Origin of the sequence: Methylobacterium sp. J-088 (assembly GCF_022829295.1) — a bacterium.
Classification (GTDB): domain Bacteria; phylum Pseudomonadota; class Alphaproteobacteria; order Rhizobiales; family Beijerinckiaceae; genus Methylobacterium.
The window spans coordinates 106,047-126,947 of sequence record NZ_JAKSYH010000260.1; the positions used below are offsets into that span (position 1 = coordinate 106,047).

At 68.7% G+C, this 20,901-nt stretch carries 18 protein-coding genes; 7 read left to right on the forward strand and 11 right to left on the reverse strand.

The window, feature by feature from the left end:
* Positions 1-97 precede the first annotated feature (97 nt).
* The gene (gene ppa / locus MKK63_RS28575; RefSeq protein ID WP_244007481.1) at positions 98-631 is read left to right on the forward strand and encodes an inorganic diphosphatase; all 534 of its coding nucleotides are present in this window, start codon (positions 98-100) and stop codon (positions 629-631) included.
* Between the two features lie 148 nt (positions 632-779).
* A complete protein-coding gene (locus tag MKK63_RS28580; protein ID WP_244007483.1) occupies positions 780-1,061 on the forward strand; it encodes a hypothetical protein in 282 nt (93 codons plus the stop codon).
* A gap of 381 nt (positions 1,062-1,442) precedes the next feature.
* On the opposite strand, the gene MKK63_RS28585 is transcribed toward MKK63_RS28580, so the two are convergent.
* Positions 1,443-1,607, reverse strand: coding sequence for a hypothetical protein (locus MKK63_RS28585; RefSeq protein WP_244007485.1), 165 nt, complete (start codon positions 1,605-1,607; stop codon positions 1,443-1,445).
* A 94-nt stretch (positions 1,608-1,701) separates the two neighbouring features.
* Positions 1,702-2,214 carry an META domain-containing protein gene (locus MKK63_RS28590; RefSeq protein ID WP_243922753.1) on the reverse strand — a complete coding sequence of 171 codons (513 nt, stop codon included), beginning with the start codon at positions 2,212-2,214 and terminating at the stop codon, positions 1,702-1,704.
* A 244-nt stretch (positions 2,215-2,458) separates the two neighbouring features.
* On the opposite strand from MKK63_RS28590, the gene MKK63_RS28595 reads away from it, so the two are divergent.
* The 4 genes from MKK63_RS28595 to MKK63_RS28610 all read left to right on the forward strand — a co-directional run bounded on the left by MKK63_RS28595 (position 2,459) and on the right by MKK63_RS28610 (position 5,072).
* Positions 2,459-2,734, forward strand: a complete 276-nt coding sequence (locus MKK63_RS28595; RefSeq protein ID WP_244007532.1) for a multiprotein-bridging factor 1 family protein — start codon at positions 2,459-2,461, stop codon at positions 2,732-2,734.
* A 162-nt stretch (positions 2,735-2,896) separates the two neighbouring features.
* Positions 2,897-3,634 carry a PIG-L deacetylase family protein gene (locus MKK63_RS28600; protein ID WP_244007534.1) on the forward strand — a complete coding sequence of 246 codons (738 nt, stop codon included), beginning with the start codon at positions 2,897-2,899 and terminating at the stop codon, positions 3,632-3,634.
* Positions 3,631-4,224, forward strand: a complete 594-nt coding sequence (locus MKK63_RS28605) for a class I SAM-dependent methyltransferase (RefSeq protein WP_244007487.1) — start codon at positions 3,631-3,633, stop codon at positions 4,222-4,224. The genes MKK63_RS28600 and MKK63_RS28605 overlap by 4 nt, the downstream gene beginning before the upstream one ends.
* On the forward strand, positions 4,221-5,072 hold the full coding sequence (locus MKK63_RS28610; protein ID WP_244007489.1) for a glycosyltransferase family 2 protein: 852 nt from the start codon (positions 4,221-4,223) through the stop codon (positions 5,070-5,072). The genes MKK63_RS28605 and MKK63_RS28610 overlap by 4 nt, the downstream gene beginning before the upstream one ends.
* Positions 5,073-5,436: 364 nt before the next feature.
* On the opposite strand, the gene MKK63_RS28615 is transcribed toward MKK63_RS28610, so the two are convergent.
* The 8 genes from MKK63_RS28615 to MKK63_RS28655 form a co-directional block, all read right to left on the reverse strand.
* Positions 5,437-6,408 carry an HpcH/HpaI aldolase/citrate lyase family protein gene (locus MKK63_RS28615; protein ID WP_244007491.1) on the reverse strand — a complete coding sequence of 324 codons (972 nt, stop codon included), beginning with the start codon at positions 6,406-6,408 and terminating at the stop codon, positions 5,437-5,439.
* Positions 6,409-6,570: 162 nt separating this feature from the next.
* Positions 6,571-9,321 (reverse strand): phosphoenolpyruvate carboxylase, encoded by a 2,751-nt coding sequence (locus MKK63_RS28620; RefSeq protein WP_244007493.1) that lies wholly within the window; start codon positions 9,319-9,321, stop codon positions 6,571-6,573.
* 218 nt (positions 9,322-9,539) lie between these two features.
* Complete coding sequence (sucD, locus tag MKK63_RS28625) at positions 9,540-10,430, reverse strand: succinate--CoA ligase subunit alpha (RefSeq protein ID WP_244007495.1); 891 nt, start codon at positions 10,428-10,430, stop codon at positions 9,540-9,542.
* 15 nt (positions 10,431-10,445) lie between these two features.
* The gene (locus MKK63_RS28630) at positions 10,446-11,639 is read right to left on the reverse strand and encodes a malate--CoA ligase subunit beta (protein WP_244007497.1); all 1,194 of its coding nucleotides are present in this window, start codon (positions 11,637-11,639) and stop codon (positions 10,446-10,448) included.
* A 584-nt stretch (positions 11,640-12,223) separates the two neighbouring features.
* Complete coding sequence (gene phaC, locus MKK63_RS28635) at positions 12,224-13,354, reverse strand: class III poly(R)-hydroxyalkanoic acid synthase subunit PhaC (protein WP_244007499.1); 1,131 nt, start codon at positions 13,352-13,354, stop codon at positions 12,224-12,226.
* A complete protein-coding gene (locus MKK63_RS28640) occupies positions 13,347-14,177 on the reverse strand; it encodes a poly(R)-hydroxyalkanoic acid synthase subunit PhaE (protein WP_244007500.1) in 831 nt (276 codons plus the stop codon). The genes phaC and MKK63_RS28640 overlap by 8 nt, the downstream gene beginning before the upstream one ends.
* A gap of 492 nt (positions 14,178-14,669) precedes the next feature.
* On the reverse strand, positions 14,670-15,845 hold the full coding sequence (locus MKK63_RS28650; protein WP_244007502.1) for an iron-containing alcohol dehydrogenase: 1,176 nt from the start codon (positions 15,843-15,845) through the stop codon (positions 14,670-14,672).
* Positions 15,846-15,888: 43 nt separating this feature from the next.
* Positions 15,889-17,541 (reverse strand): acetolactate synthase large subunit, encoded by a 1,653-nt coding sequence (locus MKK63_RS28655; RefSeq protein ID WP_244007504.1) that lies wholly within the window; start codon positions 17,539-17,541, stop codon positions 15,889-15,891.
* A 218-nt stretch (positions 17,542-17,759) separates the two neighbouring features.
* Here MKK63_RS28655 and MKK63_RS28660 point away from each other — a divergent pair, with 218 nt between their 5' ends.
* Positions 17,760-19,250: a DUF2252 domain-containing protein gene (locus MKK63_RS28660; RefSeq protein ID WP_244007506.1), complete on the forward strand. Its 1,491-nt coding sequence runs from the start codon at positions 17,760-17,762 to the stop codon at positions 19,248-19,250.
* Between the two features lie 72 nt (positions 19,251-19,322).
* Here the strand turns inward: MKK63_RS28660 and MKK63_RS28665 are convergent, their stop codons facing one another.
* A complete protein-coding gene (locus tag MKK63_RS28665; protein WP_244007508.1) occupies positions 19,323-20,261 on the reverse strand; it encodes a LysR family transcriptional regulator in 939 nt (312 codons plus the stop codon).
* Positions 20,262-20,901: the final 640 nt, after the last annotated feature.

Consider the following 20,901-nt stretch of genomic DNA (forward strand, 5'->3'; position numbering starts at 1 on the left):
TTGCGGAACCGGAGCGCCAACCGATTTGCAAGTTCGGGCCGCGCCTCTAAGAGAACCGGGACACGATCGGCACCCCGAATCCTGGAAGCGGAACGCCATGAAAATCGACGCCATCCCGCTCGGCAAGAAGCCGCCGCACGACGTCAATGTGATCGTCGAGGTGCCGCTCGGCGGCGAGCCGATCAAGTACGAAATGGACAAGGAATCTGGCGCGCTGGTCGTCGACCGGTTCTTGTATACGCCGATGTTCTATCCGGGGAATTACGGCTTCATTCCCCATACCCTATCGGGCGACGGCGATCCCTGCGATGTGCTGGTGGCCAACACGCGTGCCGTCCTGCCGGGCGCGATCATCAGCGCGCGCCCCGTGGGCGTGATGGTGATGCAGGACGAGGGCGGTGAAGACGAGAAGATCATCGCGGTCCCCTCACGCCACCTGACCAAGCGCTACGACCGGGTTGAGAACTATACCGACCTGCCCGAGATCACGATCCAGCAGATCCAGCACTTCTTCGAGCACTACAAGGATCTGGAGCCCGGCAAGTGGGTCAAGTTCGTCCGGTGGGGCGACAAGGAAGAAGCGCACCAGTTGATCGAACAAGCGATCGAGCGGGGCAAGGCCAAGGCCTGATCCAACACTTTCGCGGGTCGGCGCACCGTTCCCCGTCGGGGGCGGTCGCGTGGCCGCGACGGCGATTCCCTGTCGCGGGAAAGGCACGGCGCTTCTCTGCATCGCCGATGCTACGAATGGCTGTGACTGAGGCGCTGATGGGTAGAAGATGGCTCGAATCCCGGTAATCCTCGGTCTCGTCGGCGTCCTGGTGATGCAGGGCGCTGCGTCGGCGGCGGATCTGCGCGCGGTCGCGCCCCTCGGCAGTTTCCGCGCAACCTGCGAGGATCTCGGGACCGTCTGCTTCGCGGATGCCTGCGGCCGCGATCAGATCGAGGCCGCTCAGGGCTGCCGGGCGCGATGCCCGAGCGCGGCGATCATGAGCGTGACTCCAGCGACGTGTCCGCGCCTGGAGACAGAGCGATTTCCCGTCCTGCACCGGCGCGGTTGAGCTTGGTCCGTCCTGTCTGGACCCCGCCGAGGCCGCAAACCCGCCTGTGTTAAAAAATCAAGCGCCCGCGGCAACGAAACGCGGAACGCGGCATTGACCAAGCTCAACGTGTTCACTGACCGACATGAGGGCGCGGACAGATGCTCGCAAGTGCGCGCGATGCCCGCAGGCGAACGATGCGGACGATCAATCTTCAACCGCCACGGGCGGGACTGAATTCAGACCCTGTGCTGTACGGTGTGGCTGCGGATTTGGCAGCTTTGTTCCCCCTGGTGAAGGGCGGCAACGCTTCGGCCGAGCCGACCCGCGCCGGTCCATCGACAAGAGCCAAGGGCTCCGCCGACGCTGCTTGATCGGGGCGTGACGTGACTGGCGGTACCGTCAGCACGCGAGCCGGGCCAGAAGCAGCAGCGTCGCCATCACCGGAGCGGCGGCGGCAAGCCAAAGGGCGCCGGCGTGGATACCGCCGGGCCCGGAAGAGCGCAGGCTCCGTGCCACACCGGGGCGCAGATCCGCGCCGCGCCCGATACCGATCCCGACTGGCATCCATGGCCTCCTCGATACCCAAGGAGTAGGAGCCGAAACCCGCCAAGACCGTCTGAATCCCGGCCGGCCTTCGTGCAGCGTGGTGAACGGCTGCTTAAAGGGCGCGGTCGAACTTCAGCTCACCGTTCGGGCTCTTCAGGACCAGCTGGGATCCGACGAGGTCCCACACCGCCGAGGTGCGCAGGGCGACAAAGAAAGCCTGTTCCGTCGCCGCGAGACCCTTGTCACAATTCTTCTTGGTCAGCGCGAGCGGACCGACCGCGATGTGCTGCTCCTTGAGCGGAAAAGCAGTCGCCGCGAAGGTGTTGCAGCCGCCGTAGCCGCGGGCGCGGTACTGCTTGTCGATGATGAAGCTCGGCCGGTCTCCGCCCGCGAACGGCTTGCCGTTGAGGCTGACGGCCGTCCAAGTCGAATCGAGCGGGAAGATCTTCTCGCTGGCCTTGGCCCCCGGCACGTACTGGGGCTTTTTCTCGTCTTCGCCGCCTGGACGGCGATTGCCTTTACCGAAACCCGTGGGAGACCCCATCTGGGCCTGCGCCTGCGTCGCCGCGGTCAGACCCGCAGCCAGAACCGTGCAGGCCAAGGTTGCGATCAGCACCCCTCTCATCGTTCAGTCCCCATCTCGCGCGCTCTGCGCTCAGGTCATTCCAAATCCGGACGCGCCGTCAGGCGCGCTCCGATTCCCCGCGTTGCGACGGATGCGACAGGATTTCAGCACAATTGTGGTCGAGCGCTCGATACCGAGCCCGGAAACGATCCGCGACGGCCACCGTTGTTGTTGATCGAAGATGGGGAGAGTGACCTTGGTAGGATCGGACGAGGGTGCACAGAGCGGGACGGGCACGCCGGCGATGAGCCCGGCCCAATCGCGGGCGGCGCGCGGGCTGCTCGGATGGTCCGAGGCGGATCTGGCCGCGAAGGTCGGCCTCGATGAGAGGCTCGTGCGTGACTTCGAGGCGGGCTACGGCGCTTCCCCGAGCGGACAGATCGAGGCCCTGCGCAGTGCGCTCTGCGCGGCGGGAGCGGTGTTCACCGATACGCCGACGCCGGGCGTCCACTTGGCGACCGCGCCGGGGACCGACGAGGGAACCCGTCTCGGCGCGCTCACCACCGAGAACGACCGGTAGCCGGCAGCACATCGAACGCGCCGCTCAGGGCACGTTCAGACGCTCGGGTCGATAGCCGGGGACAAGCACCGCACGCTGCTTGGAGCGAACCGTGACCGACCTACTCAGCCCCCCGCTCCGAGATGCCACGCGTTCCGCAACCGTCCGGAAGGCGGCTCGATGATGCGGGCCGATGCCTTCCTGGCGGCGGCCGACGCCCTGCCTCTGGCGAGCCTCGACACGCTGGTTGGGGCCGGTGGTCTGGTCATCGTGGCGCCCCATCCCGACGATGAAAGCCTCGGCTGCGGCGGTCTGATCGCCGCGGCGCGGGCGGCCGAGCGGCCGGTGCGCCTCGTGGTGGTGAGCGACGGCTGCGGCTCCCATACGCATTCCCTGCTCTACCCGCCCGAGAAGCTCCGCACCCTGCGCGAGGCCGAGACCCTGCGGGCGGTGGCGATCCTCGGGCTCGCGGCGGAGGACGTCACCTTCCTGCGCCTGCCAGACGCGCGTGTGCCGAGCCACGGGCCGGTCGCCGAGGACGCGGCGCGGGCGATGGCGCAGGCCGCCTCCGCCTGCGGCGCAAGCGCGGTGTTCGTGACTTGGCGGCATGATCCCCATTGCGACCACAAGGCCGCCGCCGCCATCGTCGGCCTCGCCCGGCCGCACATGCCGGGGGTGCGGGTCTACGAATATCCGGTCTGGGGCTGGACCCTGCCGCCCGAGACCGAGGTCGGCCCCGCGCCGACTGGCCTCCGCCTCGACGTCTCCGCGTATCGCGCTGCCAAAACCCGTGCCGTGGCAGCCCACGAATCGCAGACGACCGACCTGATCTCGGACGATCCTCAAGGATTCCGGTTGGAGACCGCTATGATCGAACGGCTCTGCGGACCCTACGAGCGCTTCGTCACGGTTTCGGCATGACCCGGCGTACGGAAACCGTACCGCCCGATTACTTCGCCGGCATCTATGCCAGCGACGCGGATCCCTGGCGCTTCACCAGTTCGGACTACGAGCGCGACAAGTACGCGGCGACGCTCGCCGCGCTGCCACGGGCGCGTTACCGCTCGGCCTTCGAGCCTGCCTGCTCGATCGGGGTGTTCACCCACGCCCTCGCCGGGCGCTGCGACCGGCTGTTCGCCACCGACCTCGTTCCCTCTGCGGTGGACGCGGCCAGCGCCCGCTGCGCCGACCGACCCAATGTCGAGATCCGGCAGGGCGCCGTACCGGCCGACTGGCCCGAAGGTCGGTTCGACCTGATCGTGCTCTCCGAGTTCCTGTACTTCCTGGCGCCACCGGATCTGGCTGTCCTGGTGCTCCGGATCGGGGATGCGATCGAACCCGGCGGCGACATCGTCCTGGTGCACTGGCTCGGGGTGACCGACTATCCGCAATCCGGCGACGCGGTCGCCGAAGCCGTCATCGCGCAGGCTGCGCCGTTCGCCGGCCTGCAGCACCAGTCCCGGACGGCCGAGTATCGAATCGACGTCCTGCGCGCCGGGTCCACCACGTGAGCGCCACGGTCATCACCCTCAACAAGGGACGGGACGCGCATCTCGCCCGCCTGCTCGAAGGGCTCGCCCGCGGGGCGCCGCCCGCGACCTGCGTCGTCGTGGAGATCGGCGATTCTCCGGCACCCCTTCCGGACCTGCCCTTCCCGGTGGAGCGCGTCCCGTTCCCCCATGCCGGCCTGCCGCTTGCGGCCGCACGCAATGCCGGCCGCCGGGCGGCCCGGACCGAAACGCTGATCTTCCTCGATGTCGACTGCATCCCCTCCGCGGGCCTTGTTGCCGGGCTGTCTCGGGCTATCGCCGAACAGGACGGTCTGATCTGCTGCGAGATCGGCTACCTGCCGGCCCGCGCCGTCGTGGATGGCTGGGACGAGGGCGATCTGGATAGGCTCGGGCAGCCGCACCCGGTGCGTGTCTTCCCAGACGCCGGAGCTGTGACGGTCGCGCCGCAACCAGGCCTCTTCTGGTCGCTGGCGTTTGCGGTGCGCGCCGGGACTTACGACCGGCTCGGCGGCTTCGACGAGTTGTTCTTGGGCTACGGCGCCGAGGACACCGACCTCGCGTTCCGGGCCGATGCGGCCGGGGTGCCGATCCTGTTCCTCGGCGGCCCGCGGGCCTACCACCAGCACCATCCGGCCTACGATCCGCCGCTGCAGCATTTTCGCGATATCGTCGCCAATGCGTCGCGGTTCCAGGCGCGGCACGGCCTCTGGCCGATGGACGGCTGGCTCGACAGATTCGCGCGCCTCGGGCTGATCGCGGCGAGATGGCGGGAAGGAATCGTGATCCGCCGTGACCCGACGCCCGAGGAGATGGCGGCGGCGCGGCTGCCGGGCGACCGGCCGTTCTAAGCCGGTTTCGCAAAAGTGGCCGCCGGTTCTGCGATGAAAACCTCCGCTTAGGGATACAGCCGCCTGGAAGCAGGCCCGCCCCCCGCAAAGTTTGCGGAGAACGCACTGCGGGCCGGCATGGCTTCCCCTCACCCCGCTTGCGGGGAGAGGGATGCGACGACCCTGTCGTCGGCGCATCGAGGCGGCAGCCGAGGATGAGGGGGCGATTCAGGACGAGACCCATCCGGAATCGCCCCCTCGCCGCCGCTTCGGCTGAGTCTCCGCTTCCCGCACGGACGACGAGGTCCGTGCGGGCCTCTCCCCGCGCGCGGGGAGAGGGGGCCGTCGCGCTCCGTCTCCGGAACACCCGCCCCAGCGTTTCTCCTCAACCCTTCATGGCATTCGCCTTCTCGATCAGCGCCTCGGCCATGCGGATGGAGGCGATGTCGATGAGGCGGCCGTCGAGCGAGACGGCACCGCGGCCGGCCTTGGCGGCCTCCTGCATCGCTTCGAGGATGCGGCGGGCCTTGGTGACTTCGGCTTCCGAGGGGGTGAACACCTCGTTGGCGAGGTCGATCTGCGAGGGGTGGATCGCCCACTTGCCTTCGAAGCCCAGCGCCGCGCAGCGACGGGCCGCCGAGGTGTAGCCGTCCGGATCCGAGAAATCGCCGAACGGGCCGTCGATCGGGCGAAGGCCGTAGGCGCGGCAAGCGATCAGCATCCGGTTCTGGGCGAACAGCCACGGGTCCTGCCAATGGGTCTGGCGGTTGCCGGACTCGTCCTTGTCGGTCAGCACCGAGAAATCCGGGTTGACGCCGCCGATCACCGTCGAGCGGGCGCGGGTCGAGGCGGCGTAATCGGCCACGCCGAACGACATCGCCTCCAGGCGCTTCGACGACTGGGCGATGGCCTCGACGTTGGCCATGCCGAGCGCGGTCTCGATCAGCACCTCGAAGCCGATCTGCTTCTCGCGCTTCTTGGCCTGCTCGATCTGGGTGACCAGCACGTCGATGGCGTAGACGTCCGCCGGCACGCCGACCTTGGGGATCAACACCATGTCGAGGCGCGGACAGGCTTCGACGATGTCGACCACGTCGCGGTACATGTAGTGGGTGTCGAGACCGTTGATGCGGATCATCATGGTCTTGTTGCCCCAATCCAGGTCGTTGAGCGCCTGGATGATATTGGTGCGGGCCTTCTCCTTGTCGTCGGGGGCGACGGCGTCTTCCAGGTCGAGGAAGATCACGTCGGCGGACGAGGACGCCGACTTCTCCATGAAGGTCGGGTTGGAGCCTGGGACGGCCAGCTCGGAGCGGTGCAGGCGCGGCTTGGCCTGCTGGATCAGGGTGAAGCTCATGGGTGTTTCTCTCTCCTGGTGACGGTTCTGATGCCGGTGCGGGGTATCCGCTCGGCGGTGAAAGTGGCGCTCGTCAGGCTCGGCGACAGAGCGAGAGCGGATATTCGAGGACGGGCGCGTCTCCTCCCCCTTCGCGGGGAGAAAGAACCGCGCGGGCGCTCCTCACCCGGTCGACCCGAAGCCGACCGCAATGCAGTTGATCGACAGCAGCAGCGCCGACTTCACCGCCTCGCGCCGGTCCTCGTCCGTCTCAGCGCGGTAGCGGGCGAGCAACTCCACCTGCTCGCTGCTCACTTGATTGATCGTGGGCAGACGGCCCTTCAGGCGGTCGCGGAACAGCGGGAAGCGTTCGGCCAGCTCCGCGCCGCCGCTCACCCGCAGCACCATCGCGCGGGTCAGCGCGTACTCGGCCTCGATCATCCCGAAAATCCGGTCGCGGATTCCCGCATCCGGGACAAGGCCCGCATAGGCCCGGGCGATGTCGAGATCGACCATCATCAGCGTCTTCTCGACCTCGTCGAGGACGAGGCGGAGGATGCGGGACTCCTGGAACAGCCGCTTCAGGGTCGCCTCGCCCTCCGGGCCGCGCACGTCGATGAGGCTCGCAAGCCCCGAACCGACACCGTACCATCCGGTGATCACGTGCCGGTTCTGCGACCACGCGAACACCCAGGGGATCGCCCGCAGGTCCGAGAGTGACCGTGCGCCGAAACGGCGGGCCGGACGAGAGCCGATGTTGAGCAGGGCGATCTCATCCAGCGGGCTCGCAGCTTGGAAGTAATCGACCAAGCCCTCGGTCTGGAGGAGTTGCACGTAGGCAGCCCGTGAGGCACCGGCGAGCGCCTCGAGGGCGTCGTCATGGCCGGGGCTGGCCCGCTCGCCGTCGCCGGCGAGTGCGTGCTCGAACACCGAGGCCGCCAGAAGCTCCATCTGGTAGGCGGCGGTGCCGCGGTTGGCGTATTTGAACGAGACGACCTCGCCCTGCTCGGTGGTGCGGAACCGGCCGCGGATCGAGCCCGGCGGCTGGGCCATGATGCCCCGGTGGGTCGGCACGCCGCCACGGCTCACCGAGCCGCCGCGCCCGTGGAAGAACGCGATGCCGATTCCGAGTTCCTGGCCGAGCCGGGTCAACTTGCTCTGCGCCTTGTAGAGTTCCCAGTTGGCGGCGACGAAGCCGCCGTCCTTGTTCGAGTCGGAATAGCCGATCATCACCTCCTGAACCCCGCCCTGCCAGCGGGTGGAGCGGCGCACCACCGGCGTGCCGAGCAGCGCCCGCATGATCGCCGGGCCGGCGCGCAGGTCGTCGATGGTCTCGAACAGGGGCACGATCGGCAGCGGGCAGATCTCGGTGCCGGCCGCGTCGAGGAACACGCCGGCCTCCTTGGCCAACAGGTAAGCGCCGAGCACGTCCTCCACCGAGCGGGTCATCGACAGCACGAAGGAACCGAAGGCCTCGCGGTCGAGGGCCTCGCGCATCTCGGCGACCAACGCGAAGGTGGCCAGCGTCTCCCGGGCGGCGTCGGGCAGATCCTCGAAGGAGCGCTCGGGATCGCGCGGCCGGGCGAGTTCCGTATCGAGCCATTGCCGCCATGCGGCCGAGCCGAGGGCCGGCGGCTCTCCGTCGCCGTTGCGCTGGCGCCAGAGGGCGTGGAGCGTGTCGGTGGTCCGGGTGGTGTTCTCGCGCAGGTCGAGCCGGACCGTCGAGAAGCGGAAGATCTCCACCATCCGGCGGACCGGGCGCACGAGATCGCGCGCGAGCGCCCCACACTTGGCCTCGGTCAGGCCGCGCTCCAGGGTGCGCAGATCCTCGATCAGGCCGTCGGCGCTGGCGTAGTCGGGGCCGGAGGGGTGCTCGCCCTCGTTGCGCGCGATGGTCGCCTCGATCTTGCGCGAGACGCACGAAAGATACTGTCGATAGGGCTCGCCCGGATTGCGCCGGGTGATCGCCCGGGCCTGACCGCTTTCGGCGAGCTGCCGGTCGAGTTCCGCGCGGAAGCCTTCGGGCAGCGGCAGCGAGCGCTCGGTGAGCGAGAGGGTCCGGCCCAATTCCCGCACGCCGTCGCGGTAGCGGGTCAGCGAGGCCAGCGCGTTGCGGTGCAGGGTCTGCCGGGTGACCGCCGCCGTGACGTAGGGATTGCCGTCGCGGTCGCCGCCGATCCACGAGCCGAACTGAAAGAACGGCGGAACCCTGAACTCCGTGCCCGGATAGGTCTCGGCCAGCGCCTCGTGCAGGGCCTCCAGCGTCTCGGGCAGCATCTCGAACAGGGTCTCGTCGAAGAAGTGCAGCCCCCAGGCCACCTCCCGCTCGACCGTGGCCTTCTCCAGGTGCAGCTCGCCCGTCATCCAGACCAGCTCGATCTGGTCGCGCAGCTCGTTCATGAGCCCGTTGCGCTCGCGATCGGTCCAGCGCGGCATCTCGAGTTCGCGCAGCACGAGATAGATGCGGCGAAATTTTTCCAGCACCGTCACCCGCTTGCCCTCGGTCGGGTGGGCGGTCAGCGTCGGTCGGATGCGCAGGTCGGTGAGCAGCGCCTGGATCTTCTCCGGGGGCACGCCCTGCTTGCGCGCGTCGGCAAACACCTTGGCGAAGGAGCCGCTGAGCGCGGCGCGCCCTTCGGTCCGCTCCACGTGCCGGCGGCGGCGCATCGCGGCGTTCTGCTCGGCGATGGAGATCAGCTGGAACCAGATGCCCTGCACCTGAAGGGCGCGCGCCAGCATCTGCGGCGAGAAGCGCGAGATGTCGGCCGTGCCGTGCAGGACCGCCTCGAGATCGGGATCGTGCTGGCGGGCAACATCGAGCAGCGCCTGGAACAGGATGTCCAGCGCCTGCTCCGACGACGTGCCGACGATCACCGGCGGCGCGAAGGCCGTGGCATCGACGAGACCTGGGGTTGCGTGAAGGGTACGGGTCATGGGGCCACCTCGTGGCGCAGTGTGTTCGATCGAGCGCGACGCCCCCTCCCCCCTCTGCGGGGGAGGGTGGCCCCTGCGTCAGCAGGGGTCGGGAGACGGGAGCACCCTTTCCGGAAAGGTCGCGACGGGAGCTGAAGCCCGCACCGTCGCGCTGCCCCTCTCCCGCCCCGCATCCGCGGGGCACCCTCCCCCGCAGAGGGGGGAGGGTCGGGGCGCCGTTACGCCGCCCGGGCGAGCACGTCGGCCACGGTCTGGCCGAAGCTGCCCGGATCCGGCGCCACAGTCAGACCATACGAGCGCATGATGTCGGCCTTCTCGGCGGCGCTGTCGCCGGCCGCCGAGATGATCGCGCCGGCGTGCCCCATGCGGCGCCCCTTCGGCGCGGTCAGCCCGGCCACGAACCCGATCACCGGCTTCGACATGTTCTCGCGGATCCAGGCCGAGGCTTCGGCCTCCTGCGGGCCGCCGATCTCGCCGATCATCAGCACCGCGTCGGTATCCGGATCGGTCTCGAACAAAGCAAGGTGGTCGAGGAAGGAGGAGCCGTTGATCGGGTCGCCGCCGATGCCCACCGAGGTCGAGATCCCCAGACCGAGCTCCTTGAGCTGCGAGGCGGCCTCGTAGCCGAGCGTGCCCGAGCGGGAGATCACCCCGACATTGCCGGGGAGATAGATGTGGCCGGGCATAATGCCGAGCATGGCCTTGCCCGGCGAGATGATGCCGGCGCAGTTCGGGCCGACCACCATGGTCCGCTTCTCCTTGGGGTAGCGGTACAGGTAGCGCTTCACCCGCATCATGTCCTGGGCGGGGATGCCGTCGGTGATCGAGCAGACCAGCCGCAGGCCGGCATCGGCCGCCTCCATGATGGCATCGGCCGCGAACGGCGGCGCCACGAAGGTGATCGAGGTCGTGGCGCCGGTCGCCTCCACGGCTTCCTTGACGGTGTTGAACACCGGCAGGCCGAGATGGGTGCGCCCGCCCTTGCCGGGGGTGACGCCGCCGACGACGTTGGTGCCGTAGTCCAGCATCTCCTTGGCGTGGAACGTGCCCTTGTCGCCGGTGATGCCCTGGACGATGATCGGGGTGGTCTCGTCGATGAGGATGCTCATGGCGCGGTCTCCCCTCTAGTGCTGCGTCTGGGCTTGGTGACCCTTGGCGGCGGCGCAGGCGTCGACCGCCTTCTTGGCCGCTTCCGCCAGGGTGTCGGCTGTGATCAGGTCGAGGCCGCTCTCGGCCAGGATCTTCTTGCCGGCCTCCACGTTCGTGCCGGCGAGCCGGACCACCAGCGGGACGTCGATCTTTACCTCGCGGGCGGCCTGAACGACGCCCTCGGCGACCCAGTCGCAGCGGTTGATGCCGGCGAAGATGTTGACCAGGATCGCCTTCACGTTGCGGTCCGACAGCACCAGCCGGAAGGCCGTCGCGACCCGCTCAGGGGAAGCACCGCCGCCCACATCCAGGAAGTTCGCCGGCTCGCCGCCCGCGTGCTTGATCATGTCCATGGTGGCCATGGCCAAGCCGGCGCCGTTGACGATGCAGCCGATCTCGCCGTCGAGGCCAATGTAGCTGAGGTTGTGCTCCGCGGCCTGGGCCTCGCGGGGATCGCCCTGCGAGGGGTCGTGCATGTCGGCGATGCCCGGCCGGCGGAACAGAGCGTTGTCGTCGAACGACATCTTGGCGTCGAGCGCCAGCACCCGATCATCCTTGGTGACGACCAGCGGGTTGATCTCCAGCATGGTGCCGTCGCAATCGCGGAACGCCCGATAGGCGTTCATGATCGTCTTCACCGCGGCAGAGACCTGCTTGATGTTGAGCCCGAGCTGGAAGGCGATCTCCCGTGCCTGGAACTGCTGCAGGCCCACCGCCGGCTCGACCACCACCTGGATGAGCGAATCCGGCTCATTGGCGGCGATCTCCTCGATATCCATGCCGCCGCGCTGGCTGGCGATGACGCGGACGCGCTCTGCCTTCCGGTCCAGCACGTAGCCGAGATAGAGCTCGCGCTCGAACGGGTCGGCGGTCTCGACGTAGACCCGCTGGACCGGCTTGCCCTCGGGGCCGGTCTGATGTGTGACGAGGCGCTTACCGAGGAGATCCTTTGCGGCGTCGCGGACCTCGTTGTAGGTCCGGCACAGCTTGATTCCGCCAGCCTTGCCGCGGGCACCCGCGTGGATCTGCGCCTTCACGGCCCAGAACGAGCCACCGAGTTCGGTCGCCGCATAGACCGCCTGATCCGGGCTGAACGCGATGGCGCCCTTGGGGACGGCCACGCCGAAGCTCGCGAGCAGCTCCTTGGCCTGATACTCGTGAACGTCCATTCGGCGCCTCCTCCGCGGTTCGTTGCCGCCGTTGATGCGCTTCACTTTAGTTGAGTCGAAGGAATACGCCCGTCAAATTTTTTGATCTATCGCTTCACGACGCCTTTTTCGCTGGCGCAACATCAATCGTATTTGATGCCGCACTGCGGCATACAGAACAACAACGAGGCCGGGGCATGATGCACCCGGCCTCGACTGTCGATCACGAATTTTGGGCCTGGGCTTGGACGCCCTGACATGTAGAGCGTAGCCGGCATAGCGACGCGCATCCACCTCCCCCTCGCAGAGGCTTGCGGATTCACACATCGCATTCGGGATCATCATCCGGTTGCCAGGTTGGGCGGACCAGATATCCCGCGCGCCCGCCCTCCCCCCTCTGCGGGGGAGGGTGGCCCCTGCGTCAGCAGGGGTCGGGAGAGGGGAGCGACGCTTCAGGCAAGGGCGCTTCAGGCAAGGGCGTGACAGGCAAGGGCGCCCCATTTGGCAACCGCACGATGATCCCAAACCCGATCTGTGAATCCGCAAGCCCGCGGATAGGGGAGGGGAGGGGCGTTGCGCTTTGTGAGGACCGATCAGCGAGCATCCTACCCCCGCTCGCCCAACCAGTCGGCGATGCCCGAGCCCAGCAGCTTCTGTGCCTTGCCGCCGACGAAAACGCCCACATGCCCCCCGGGCAAACCCATCTCGGTGTAGTCGGTCGTGCCGATCTTGTCCTTCAGCGCCTGCGAGGTGGCGGGCGGGATGATGTGGTCGTCCTGGGCGAACACGTTCAGCACCGGGCAGGTGATCGCCTTGAGATTCACCGTCCGTCCGCCGAGCACGAAGGCGCTCTGGACCAGCTTGTTGTCCTGGTAGAGATCCTTCAGCCACTGCTTGGCCGCCTCGCCCGGATGATCCGGCCGGTCGGCGATCCACTTCTCCATCCGCAAGAAATTCAAGAACTTCTTCTTGTCGTCGAGGGCGTCGAGCAGATCGAGGTTGTACTTCGTCATGGTGCGCATCGGCGTCATCATCGAGAACACCGAACCCATGAAGGCGCCGGGCAGGGAGCCCTGCGCGTCGATCAGCCGGTCGATGTCCTCCGGGGTGAGCGAGCGGGTCCAGACGTTGATGAAGCCGTGGCCGGCGCGCGCGTCGCGGGAATCGGCGTGGAAGTCGATCGGCGTGATGGTCAGCACCATCGCGTTGACGGTCTCGGGGTAGAGCGCCGCGTAGCAGGTGGTGAAGACGCCGCCCTCGCAGATGCCGAGCAGGTTCACCTTCTCCCGCTCGGCCGCCTCCTCGATGAAGGCGACGCAGTCCGCGAGGTAGCCGTCGACGTAATCGTCGATGGAGACGTAGCGGTCGGCCCGGCCCGGATTGCCCCAGTCGACCACGTAGAGGTCGAGGCCGAGGTTCAGCAGGTTGCGGACCAGCGAGCGGTCCTCCTGCAAATCGGCCATCGTGTAGCGGCCGATCAGCCCGTAGACGATCAGCACCGGCGGCAGGCCCTTGCTCTCGGCGAGCGGCCGGTAGCGGTAAAGGCTGACCTTGTCCTGGCTCCAGACCAGATCCTTGGGCGTGGTGGCGATCTCGACATCCGCGTCGCTGACATCGGCGAACAGCTTGGCGCCCTCGCTCAGGCGGCGACCGAGGCTGCCGACCTCGGCCAGCAGCTCGGCGGGGGTGAGGGCGAGCGGCGCGGCCAATCCCTTCGGGCTCTCCGGATCAGCCATGGGCGTTCTCCCCGACCTGTGAACCACCCGCCTTGGAGACCTTGCCGGCCTGCCGGCGCTCGCGGCGGAGCGCCCGGACCTCCCGGCGCAGCTCGGTCAGGCTCTTGTGCACGTCGTCGAGCTCGGCCCGGGTCGGCTGGCCGTAGAACTCCGCCAGGAAGGCCGCGATATCCTGCTGGGCGAGCCGGAGATCGGTGGAGGCCCGCAGCACCGCCCGCTGCGACGTGAGAAACGTCTCCGAGCGCTGGACCTCCAGCAGGACCGCGTTGGCGGTCTCGATCCACCGGCTCATCATCGCGCGGGCGGAGGCGAAACGCTCGCCGTTTTCGGCGCGGGCATTGGCCTCTTGAGCGAAGGTCCCGGCCGCTTGGGTCCAGGCGTCGAGCATCACAGCCTGATGCTCGCTCTGCGCCCGCCGGAGGGTCGCCCAGGCGGTGAACAGCGCTGCGTAGCGCCGCTCGGTCTGCCACAGGTCGGCGAGTTGGGGCCCCTCGGCCATGCGGGTCAGCGCGGAATCGAATTCGGCCGAGCCGCCGAGCCAGGCCTGAGGATCGAAGATCTTGGCGAGCACGGCCCCGGCGGTCGGGTCCGGCGCGCCGGGGCCGCCCTGAAGCGATTTGGTGAGGGCCTCCGAGAGGGCGGTCGCGGCGTTCCAGGCCTCGGTCAGCTTGGCCTGCGCGGCGGCGAGCCCGGCGACGTCAGGCGTGGGAAGACTCGGCGCGCCGAAGCCCGGAGCGGATTGCCCGGCGCCGGGCGTGAAGAAGCCCATGCCGGCCCTAGTCCAGAACTCGCCCATCGCCCGGAACGCATCGAACTGGTCCATGCTGGCGTTTCTCCCGGCCTTGTGGGGCTCCGCGCGACCGCGAAGCCTGTCGTCAGCTCACACGCTCGACCGCATGACCCGCATCCTCCCCCGCAGAGGCTTGCGGATTCACACTTCGCCCGCTGCGCCGACGATGACCGCATGGCCTCCCTCGCCCCGCTTGCGGGGAGAGGGCTTCGGCGACCTCGTCGTCGCCGGAGCGAGGCGGCAGCCGACGGTGAGGGGGCGGCGCCGGACGAGACTCCTCCGGCCAAACCCCCTCACCACCGCTCCGGCTTCGCCTGCGCTTCCCGCCCGGACGACGAGGTCCGTGCGGGCCTCTCCCCGCGCGCGGGGAGAGGGGGGCGTCGCGGCCTTCAAGAGCCAATATGTGAATCCGCAAGCCCGCAGAGGGGGGAGGGCGTGCGCGCGTGAGTCGGCCGTCATTCTCATCCGTTGATGTGCCAAGCCGTATGGGATGAGGGGGAGGAAGGGACACCTTGGATCACGCGCTCACGCCGACGGGCGCGCCTCCCCCAGCGCCTCAGCGTAAATCTTGAAGGCGTCGTCGTAGGTGACCGCGCGTGGGTTGTTCACGAGGAGCCGCGTCTGCTTCATCGCATCGGTGGCCATGCGCTCCAGATCCTGCCGGGCGACCCCGACCTCGGCGAGCGAAGCCGGCACCTTGCAGTCGCGGCAGATCGCGTCGAGGCTGTCCACGAAGCGTTTGGCGGCCTCAGGCTGCGGCAGGTCCGCGGCGGCGGGGTCGAGGATCGGCGCCAGCTCCGCGTAGAGCCCTTCGGCGTGCGAGAGGTTGAAGCGCATCACGCCCATCAGCACCAGGGCGTTCGAGAGCCCGTGCGGCACGTGGAAGATCGCGCCGACCGGGTAAGCCAGGGCGTGCACCGCCGCCACCGGCGCGTTGGCGAAGGCCATGCCGGCCAGCATCGAGCCGAGCAGCATGCCGGAGCGTGCGTCGAGGTTCTTGCCGTCGGTGCAGGCCGTGCGGATGTTGGCCGAGAGCAAGGCCAGGGCCTGCTTGGCGAGCTGGTCGGAGATCGGGTTCTTCTTGTTCTTGCTGGTGAAGGCCTCGATGGCATGAACCATGGCGTCGATGCCGGTGGCCGCCGTGACATGCGCGGGCAGCCCCAGCGTCAGCTCGGGATCGAGCACCGCCCAGTCGGGCAGGAGCTTTGGCGCGACGACGCCCTTCTTCTCGGTGGTCGGCGTCGTGACGATCGAGATCGGCGTCACCTCGGAGCCGGTCCCGGCCGTGGTCGGCACCAGGATCAGCGGCAGCCGGTCGCCCTTGGCCAGGCCGACGCCGTAGATCGAATCCAGCGGCTCGTCGGATTTCGCGAGATAGGCCACGAGCTTGGCGGTATCGAGCGCCGAGCCGCCGCCGATCGACAGGACGAGGTCGGTCCCGAGCTCCCGGGCCCGCTTGGCCGCCGCCTCGATCACCGTGGAGGGCGGATCGGCCACCACATCCTCGTAGACGTCGAGGGTGATGCCGGCCTCCGCCAGAGCCGCCTCGGCGGCCTTCGTGAGTCCGGCGCTGCGCACGCCCTTGTCGGTGACCAGCAGCACGCGCTTGGCCCCGAAGCTGCCGACGATCTCCGGCAGCTTCTTGGAGGCGCCGGCCTCGAACAGCACGTTCGGCGTGGTCTGGAAGGTGAACGGGTTCATCGCGCTGCCCTGTCTTGCTGGCCGACGATTGGTGAGACCGAGGTCACTCGGCCGGCTCGAAATCCTTGACCTTCTCGCGCAGCTCCTCGACCAGCACGCGGGTGTTCTCGGAATAATCGATCGGCACCGCCACGAGGTGGACGCCGCCTTCCGCGAAGGCGCGGTCCAGGGTCGGCACGAGGTCGTTCACCGCCTCGACCCGGTGGCCCTTGGCGCCGTAGGCCTGCGCGTAGAGGACGAAATCCGGATTGCCGAAGGTCATGCCGAAATCGGCGAACTTGTCGACCGCCTGCTTCCAGCGGATCATCCCGTAGGCCGAGTCGTCGAGAATCAGCACCACGAGGTTGAGCTTCAGCCGCACCGCGGTCTCCAGCTCCTGGCTGTTCATCATGAAGCCGCCGTCGCCGCACACCGCCATCACCCGGCGGTTCGGGTAGAGCATCGCCGCCATCATGGCCGACGGCAGGCCGGCGCCCATCGTGGCGAGCGCGTTGTCGAGCAGCAGCGTGTTGGCCACGTAGGTGCGGTAGTTCCGGGCGAACCAGATCTTGTACATGCCGTTGTCGAGGCACACGATCCCGTCCTCCGGGATCACCCGGCGGACGTCGCGCACGAGGCGCTGCGGCGTCACCGGGAAGCGATCCTCGCCGGCGCGGTCGGCGATATGATCGAGGATGTGCTCGCGCAGGTGCAGCAGGGCGCCGGCATTCGGCAGCTTGCCCTCCAGCCGGTCGGCCAGGATCTTCAGGGTCGGCCCGAGATCGCCGACCACCTCGGCATCGGGATAATAGACCTGCTCGACGTTGGCCGGCATGTAGCCGATATGCAGCACCTTCTGGTCGGCCTGGCCCATGAAGAAGGGCGGCTTCTCGATCGTGTCGTGGCCGATCGCGATGATCAGGTCGGCCTTGTCGATCGCCTCGTGGACGTAATCGCGCTCGGACAGGGCTGCCGTGCCCATGTACAGGCTGGTGCCGCTGGCGACCGTGCCCTTACCCATCTGGGTGGTGAAGAACGGGATCTGGGTGCGCCGGACGAAGCCGCCGAGATCGCCCGTGGCGCGCGGCCGGCTCGCGGCGGCACCGAGCATCACCAGCGGGCGCTTGGCCTTGAGGATCATGGCGGCGGCCCGGTCGATCGCCGTCGGGTGGGCGACCGGGATGTCGATCGGGTGCGGCGGCACCAGGTTGGCCTCGGCCTCCTCGGCGGCGATGTCCTCGGGCAACTCCAACAGAACCGGGCCGGGCCGCTCCTCGGTGGCGACCCGGAAGGCGTCGCGCACGATCGCGGGGATCGACGATGCGGAGACGATCTGGCGGGCCATCTTGGTGATCGGCTTCATCGAGCTGATCACGTCGACGATCTGGAACTTGGCCTGCCGCGCGGACAGGATGCCCTTCTGGCCGGTGATGATGATCATCGGCATCGCACCGAGATGCGCGTAGGCCGCGCCGGTGGAGAAGTTCAGGGCGCCCGGGCCCAACGTCGAGAGGCACACGCCCGGCCGGCCGGTGAGGCGGCCATGGGTCGCCGCCATGAAGCTCGCCGCCTGCTCGTGGCGGGTCAGCACCAGCTCGATCTTGGAGGTGCGCAGGGACTCGACGACGTCGAGATTCTCCTCGCCGGGAATGCCGAAGATGCGGTCGACCCCCTCGTTCTCAAGGGCGGCGACGAGGAGATCTGAACCCTTGGGCATGCGAGGTCTCGCTGGTGCGTCGGCGTATCGGCGTCGCTCGGCGAAGAATGTCTTGGCGGCGCGTGGGGTGGTTAGAGAGCCGCCACCGGAAGTGGTCAAGACCGGTCCACGCCCGAACAGTCACAGAGGCGGCGCGATGCTATCTCCGCCAGACTTGCCGCACCCCGGAACGTCGTTGCACGGTCAAGGTTGTCGAGCGGTCAGGGAATTTTGAATCCATGGAACGGATGGCCATCGAGCAGGACGCAGCGGCGGACAGTGCCGCCGGGCCGAGCGAGCCGGACACGGGTCCGGTTCTGGCGCCGATCGCGGATTTCCCGCGCATCGACCTGCGCGTCGGCGTCGAATCGTGGGACAAGCGCCGTCAGGCCGGCAAGTCGCTCCGGGACGCGGTGCCCCACAGGGCCCAGGGCGAATGCGCGGACGATCCGGACCGGCCCGACCCGATCACCCTGATCGAGGCGGCCCATGACGGGCGCCAACCGCATCTGGTCCCGCTGCGGGTCGCCCGGATGGCGACCTCGCCCTTCGCGTTCCTGCGCGGGGCCGCGCACGTCATGGCCTGGGACCTGTCGCGCGGGCGCCGCAGCGGCATCGACGTGGTGATGAACGGCGATGCCCACACCGACAATTTCGGTCTGTTCGGCACGCCCCAGCAGGACATCGTCCTCGATCTCAACGATTTCGACGAGGTGACGATCGGCCCGTGGGAATGGGACCTGAAGCGCCTCGCCGCCGGTCTCGCGGTCGCGACCGCGGAAGCCGGCGCCTCGGCGCGCGATTCCCGCGCGGCGGTCATCGAGGCGGTCTGCGGCTACCAGCAGACGATGCGGCGTCTGGCGCCCCAGGGCTCTCTCGATATCTGGTATCAGACGACGCGGGTCGACACGCCCCACATTTCCGGCCTGCGCCTCGATGCCGAGGCCCGGGCGGTGGTCCGGCACGCGGTGGACAAGGCCCGGCGGCGGAACAACCGGAGCCTGCTGTCGCAGGTGGCGGAACGGCGGACCGACGGGAGTTGGCGTCTCAAGACCGACGCGCCGATCCTGACGCCGGTCGACGACGCCACGCGGGAGAGCGTCGTCACCGGTTTGGAGCGCTACGCCGAGACCCTGCCGCGCGAGCGGCGCTTCATGCTCGATCGCTACCATGTGGTCGACGTGGCCCACCGGGTCGTCGGCGTCGGCAGCGTCGGGACCCGGGCCTATCTGGCCCTGCTGTTCGGCAATTCCGACGCGGACGCGCTGTTCCTTCAGGTCAAGGAGGCGGTCCGCCCGGCCCACGCGCCGTACCTGCCGGGAATGCCCGATCCTTACGCCCGCCACGAGGGCGAGCGGGTGATCTACGGCCAGCGCCTGCTCCAGGCGGTGGGCGATCCGCTGCTGGGCTGGACCAGCATCGCCGACCGCCCGTTCTACGTGCGCCAGATGAAGAACCTGAAGGGCGCGATTCCGCTGGCGCGGATGTCCGGCGCCTCGCTCCTGACCTTCTCGTACGCCTACGGGACGCTGCTGGCCCGCGCCCATGCCCGCACCGGGGATGCGGCGGCGATCACCGGCTATTGCGGCAGCGGCAAGAACGATCATCTCGCCGCCGCGATCGCCGACTGGGCGAGCGCCTATGCGGCGCGCAACGCCGCCGATTTCGAGCTGTTCCGCGCCGCGATCGCGAGCGGTCGCCTGGAGGCCGCGGAGGATCCCTGCCTGTAAAGTATCATCCCGAAAGGTGGGCGCCGGCTTTCGGAAAACGGTGATGCGCACACTAGGATCTTGCCCATCGCGTCAGATGATGCCGGGCGGCGGCGGCTCGTGGGCGAGCCGCACCAGCAGGTCCCGCAGCCAGCGATGGGCCGGATCGCGGTCGTAGGAGGCGTGCCAGAGCATCGACACGGCGACATCCTCCAGCGCGACCGGCACCGGGCTCACGCTGAGTTCCAGCGCGCTGGCGAAGGAGGTGGCAAGCCGCGCATGCATGGTGGCGATCACCGGCGCGGCCCGCACGAGGAACGGCACGACCAGGAAACGCGGCGTGGTCACGGCGAGCGTCCGCGACCGGCCGATCTGGGCGAGCGCATCGTCCACCACTCCGTGGGCGGTCTCCCGCAGGGAGGTCAGCACGTGGGGAAACCGCAGGTAATCGTCGAGGCCGATCGGCGGCGCGAGGCCGATCAACGCGGCGTTGAACAGCACCACGTAGCTGTCCCGGTAGAGCAGGCGCTGCTTGTGGTGGATCTGCCCCTCCGAGAACAGCCCGATGGCGATATCGACCCGGTCGGCATCGAGTTCGTCGAGGATCCGCGACCGCTCGACGGAGCGCAGCAGCAGGCGGATGCCCGGTGCCTCCCGGCGAAGCTGCGCGATCAGGCGGGGCCCGAGCAGCACCTCGACGCTGTCGGGCAGGCTGATCGTGAAGGATCGATCCACGGTGGCCGGCTCGAAGCGCTCCTCACGATGGACCAGCGCCTGAACCTGCCGGAGGGTGGCGCGCAGGGGCTCGGCGAGCTTGAGCGCCCGGGGCGTCGGCCGCATCCCGTCCGGGGCGCGGGTCAGGAGCTCGTCGTCGAACAGGCGGCGCAGCCGCGCGAGGCTCGAACTCATCGCCGATTGGCCGACCCCGATCCGGGCCGCCGCACGGGTGACGCTGCGCTCGTCCAGGAGCGCGTCGAGGGCCACGAGGAGATTCAGGTCGATCCGGCTGAGGTCGATATGGTCGATGGCCACGGGCGATTCGGTCTGCGGGTGTCGCGCGGAGCTATAGCAACATCCGGGCGGGTTGGAGTTTGCCGGTCGTGCTCGTTCACAGTCCGTGGTCGAACACGGGACAAGCCGGCTCCTCGCGTCTCCCTCCCCCCTCTGCGGGGGAGGGTGGCCCCTGCGTCGGCAGGGGTCGGGAGAGGGGAACCCGGCTTCAGGATCAGGCGCGACCTTCACGCAGCACGGAGCCTTGTCGTGCACCGTCGCTCCCCTCTCCGGACCCCCTTTGGGGGCCACCCTCCCCCGCAGAGGGGGGAGGGAGACGCGCTGGCCTTCGACCTGGATCATTCTGCAGCCGTCGGCCGTATCGAACCGCGATATGCAAACATTGTAGCCCGTCTGCGGGGTAGGGCCGCCGGCGACCAATCCTGCGCCACTCTTGACAATGTTCCTATTTTATGCTCATTAGCCGCCACCTGTCCACGGCGGCCTGGGAGCGATCCCGGGGCGTCCTTTACGGGGCCTGCCCGGTGGCTGACCGGGCGGGTCCGTGGACGGGGCGGCGCCCGCGTCGGTGGCTCTCAGCCGCCATCGCCCCGGGCGGCGGACCGGTGCGGGGCGTGCCTCGGATGCGGGCGTGAGACCGGGCGGCAGTTTGCCCGGCGGG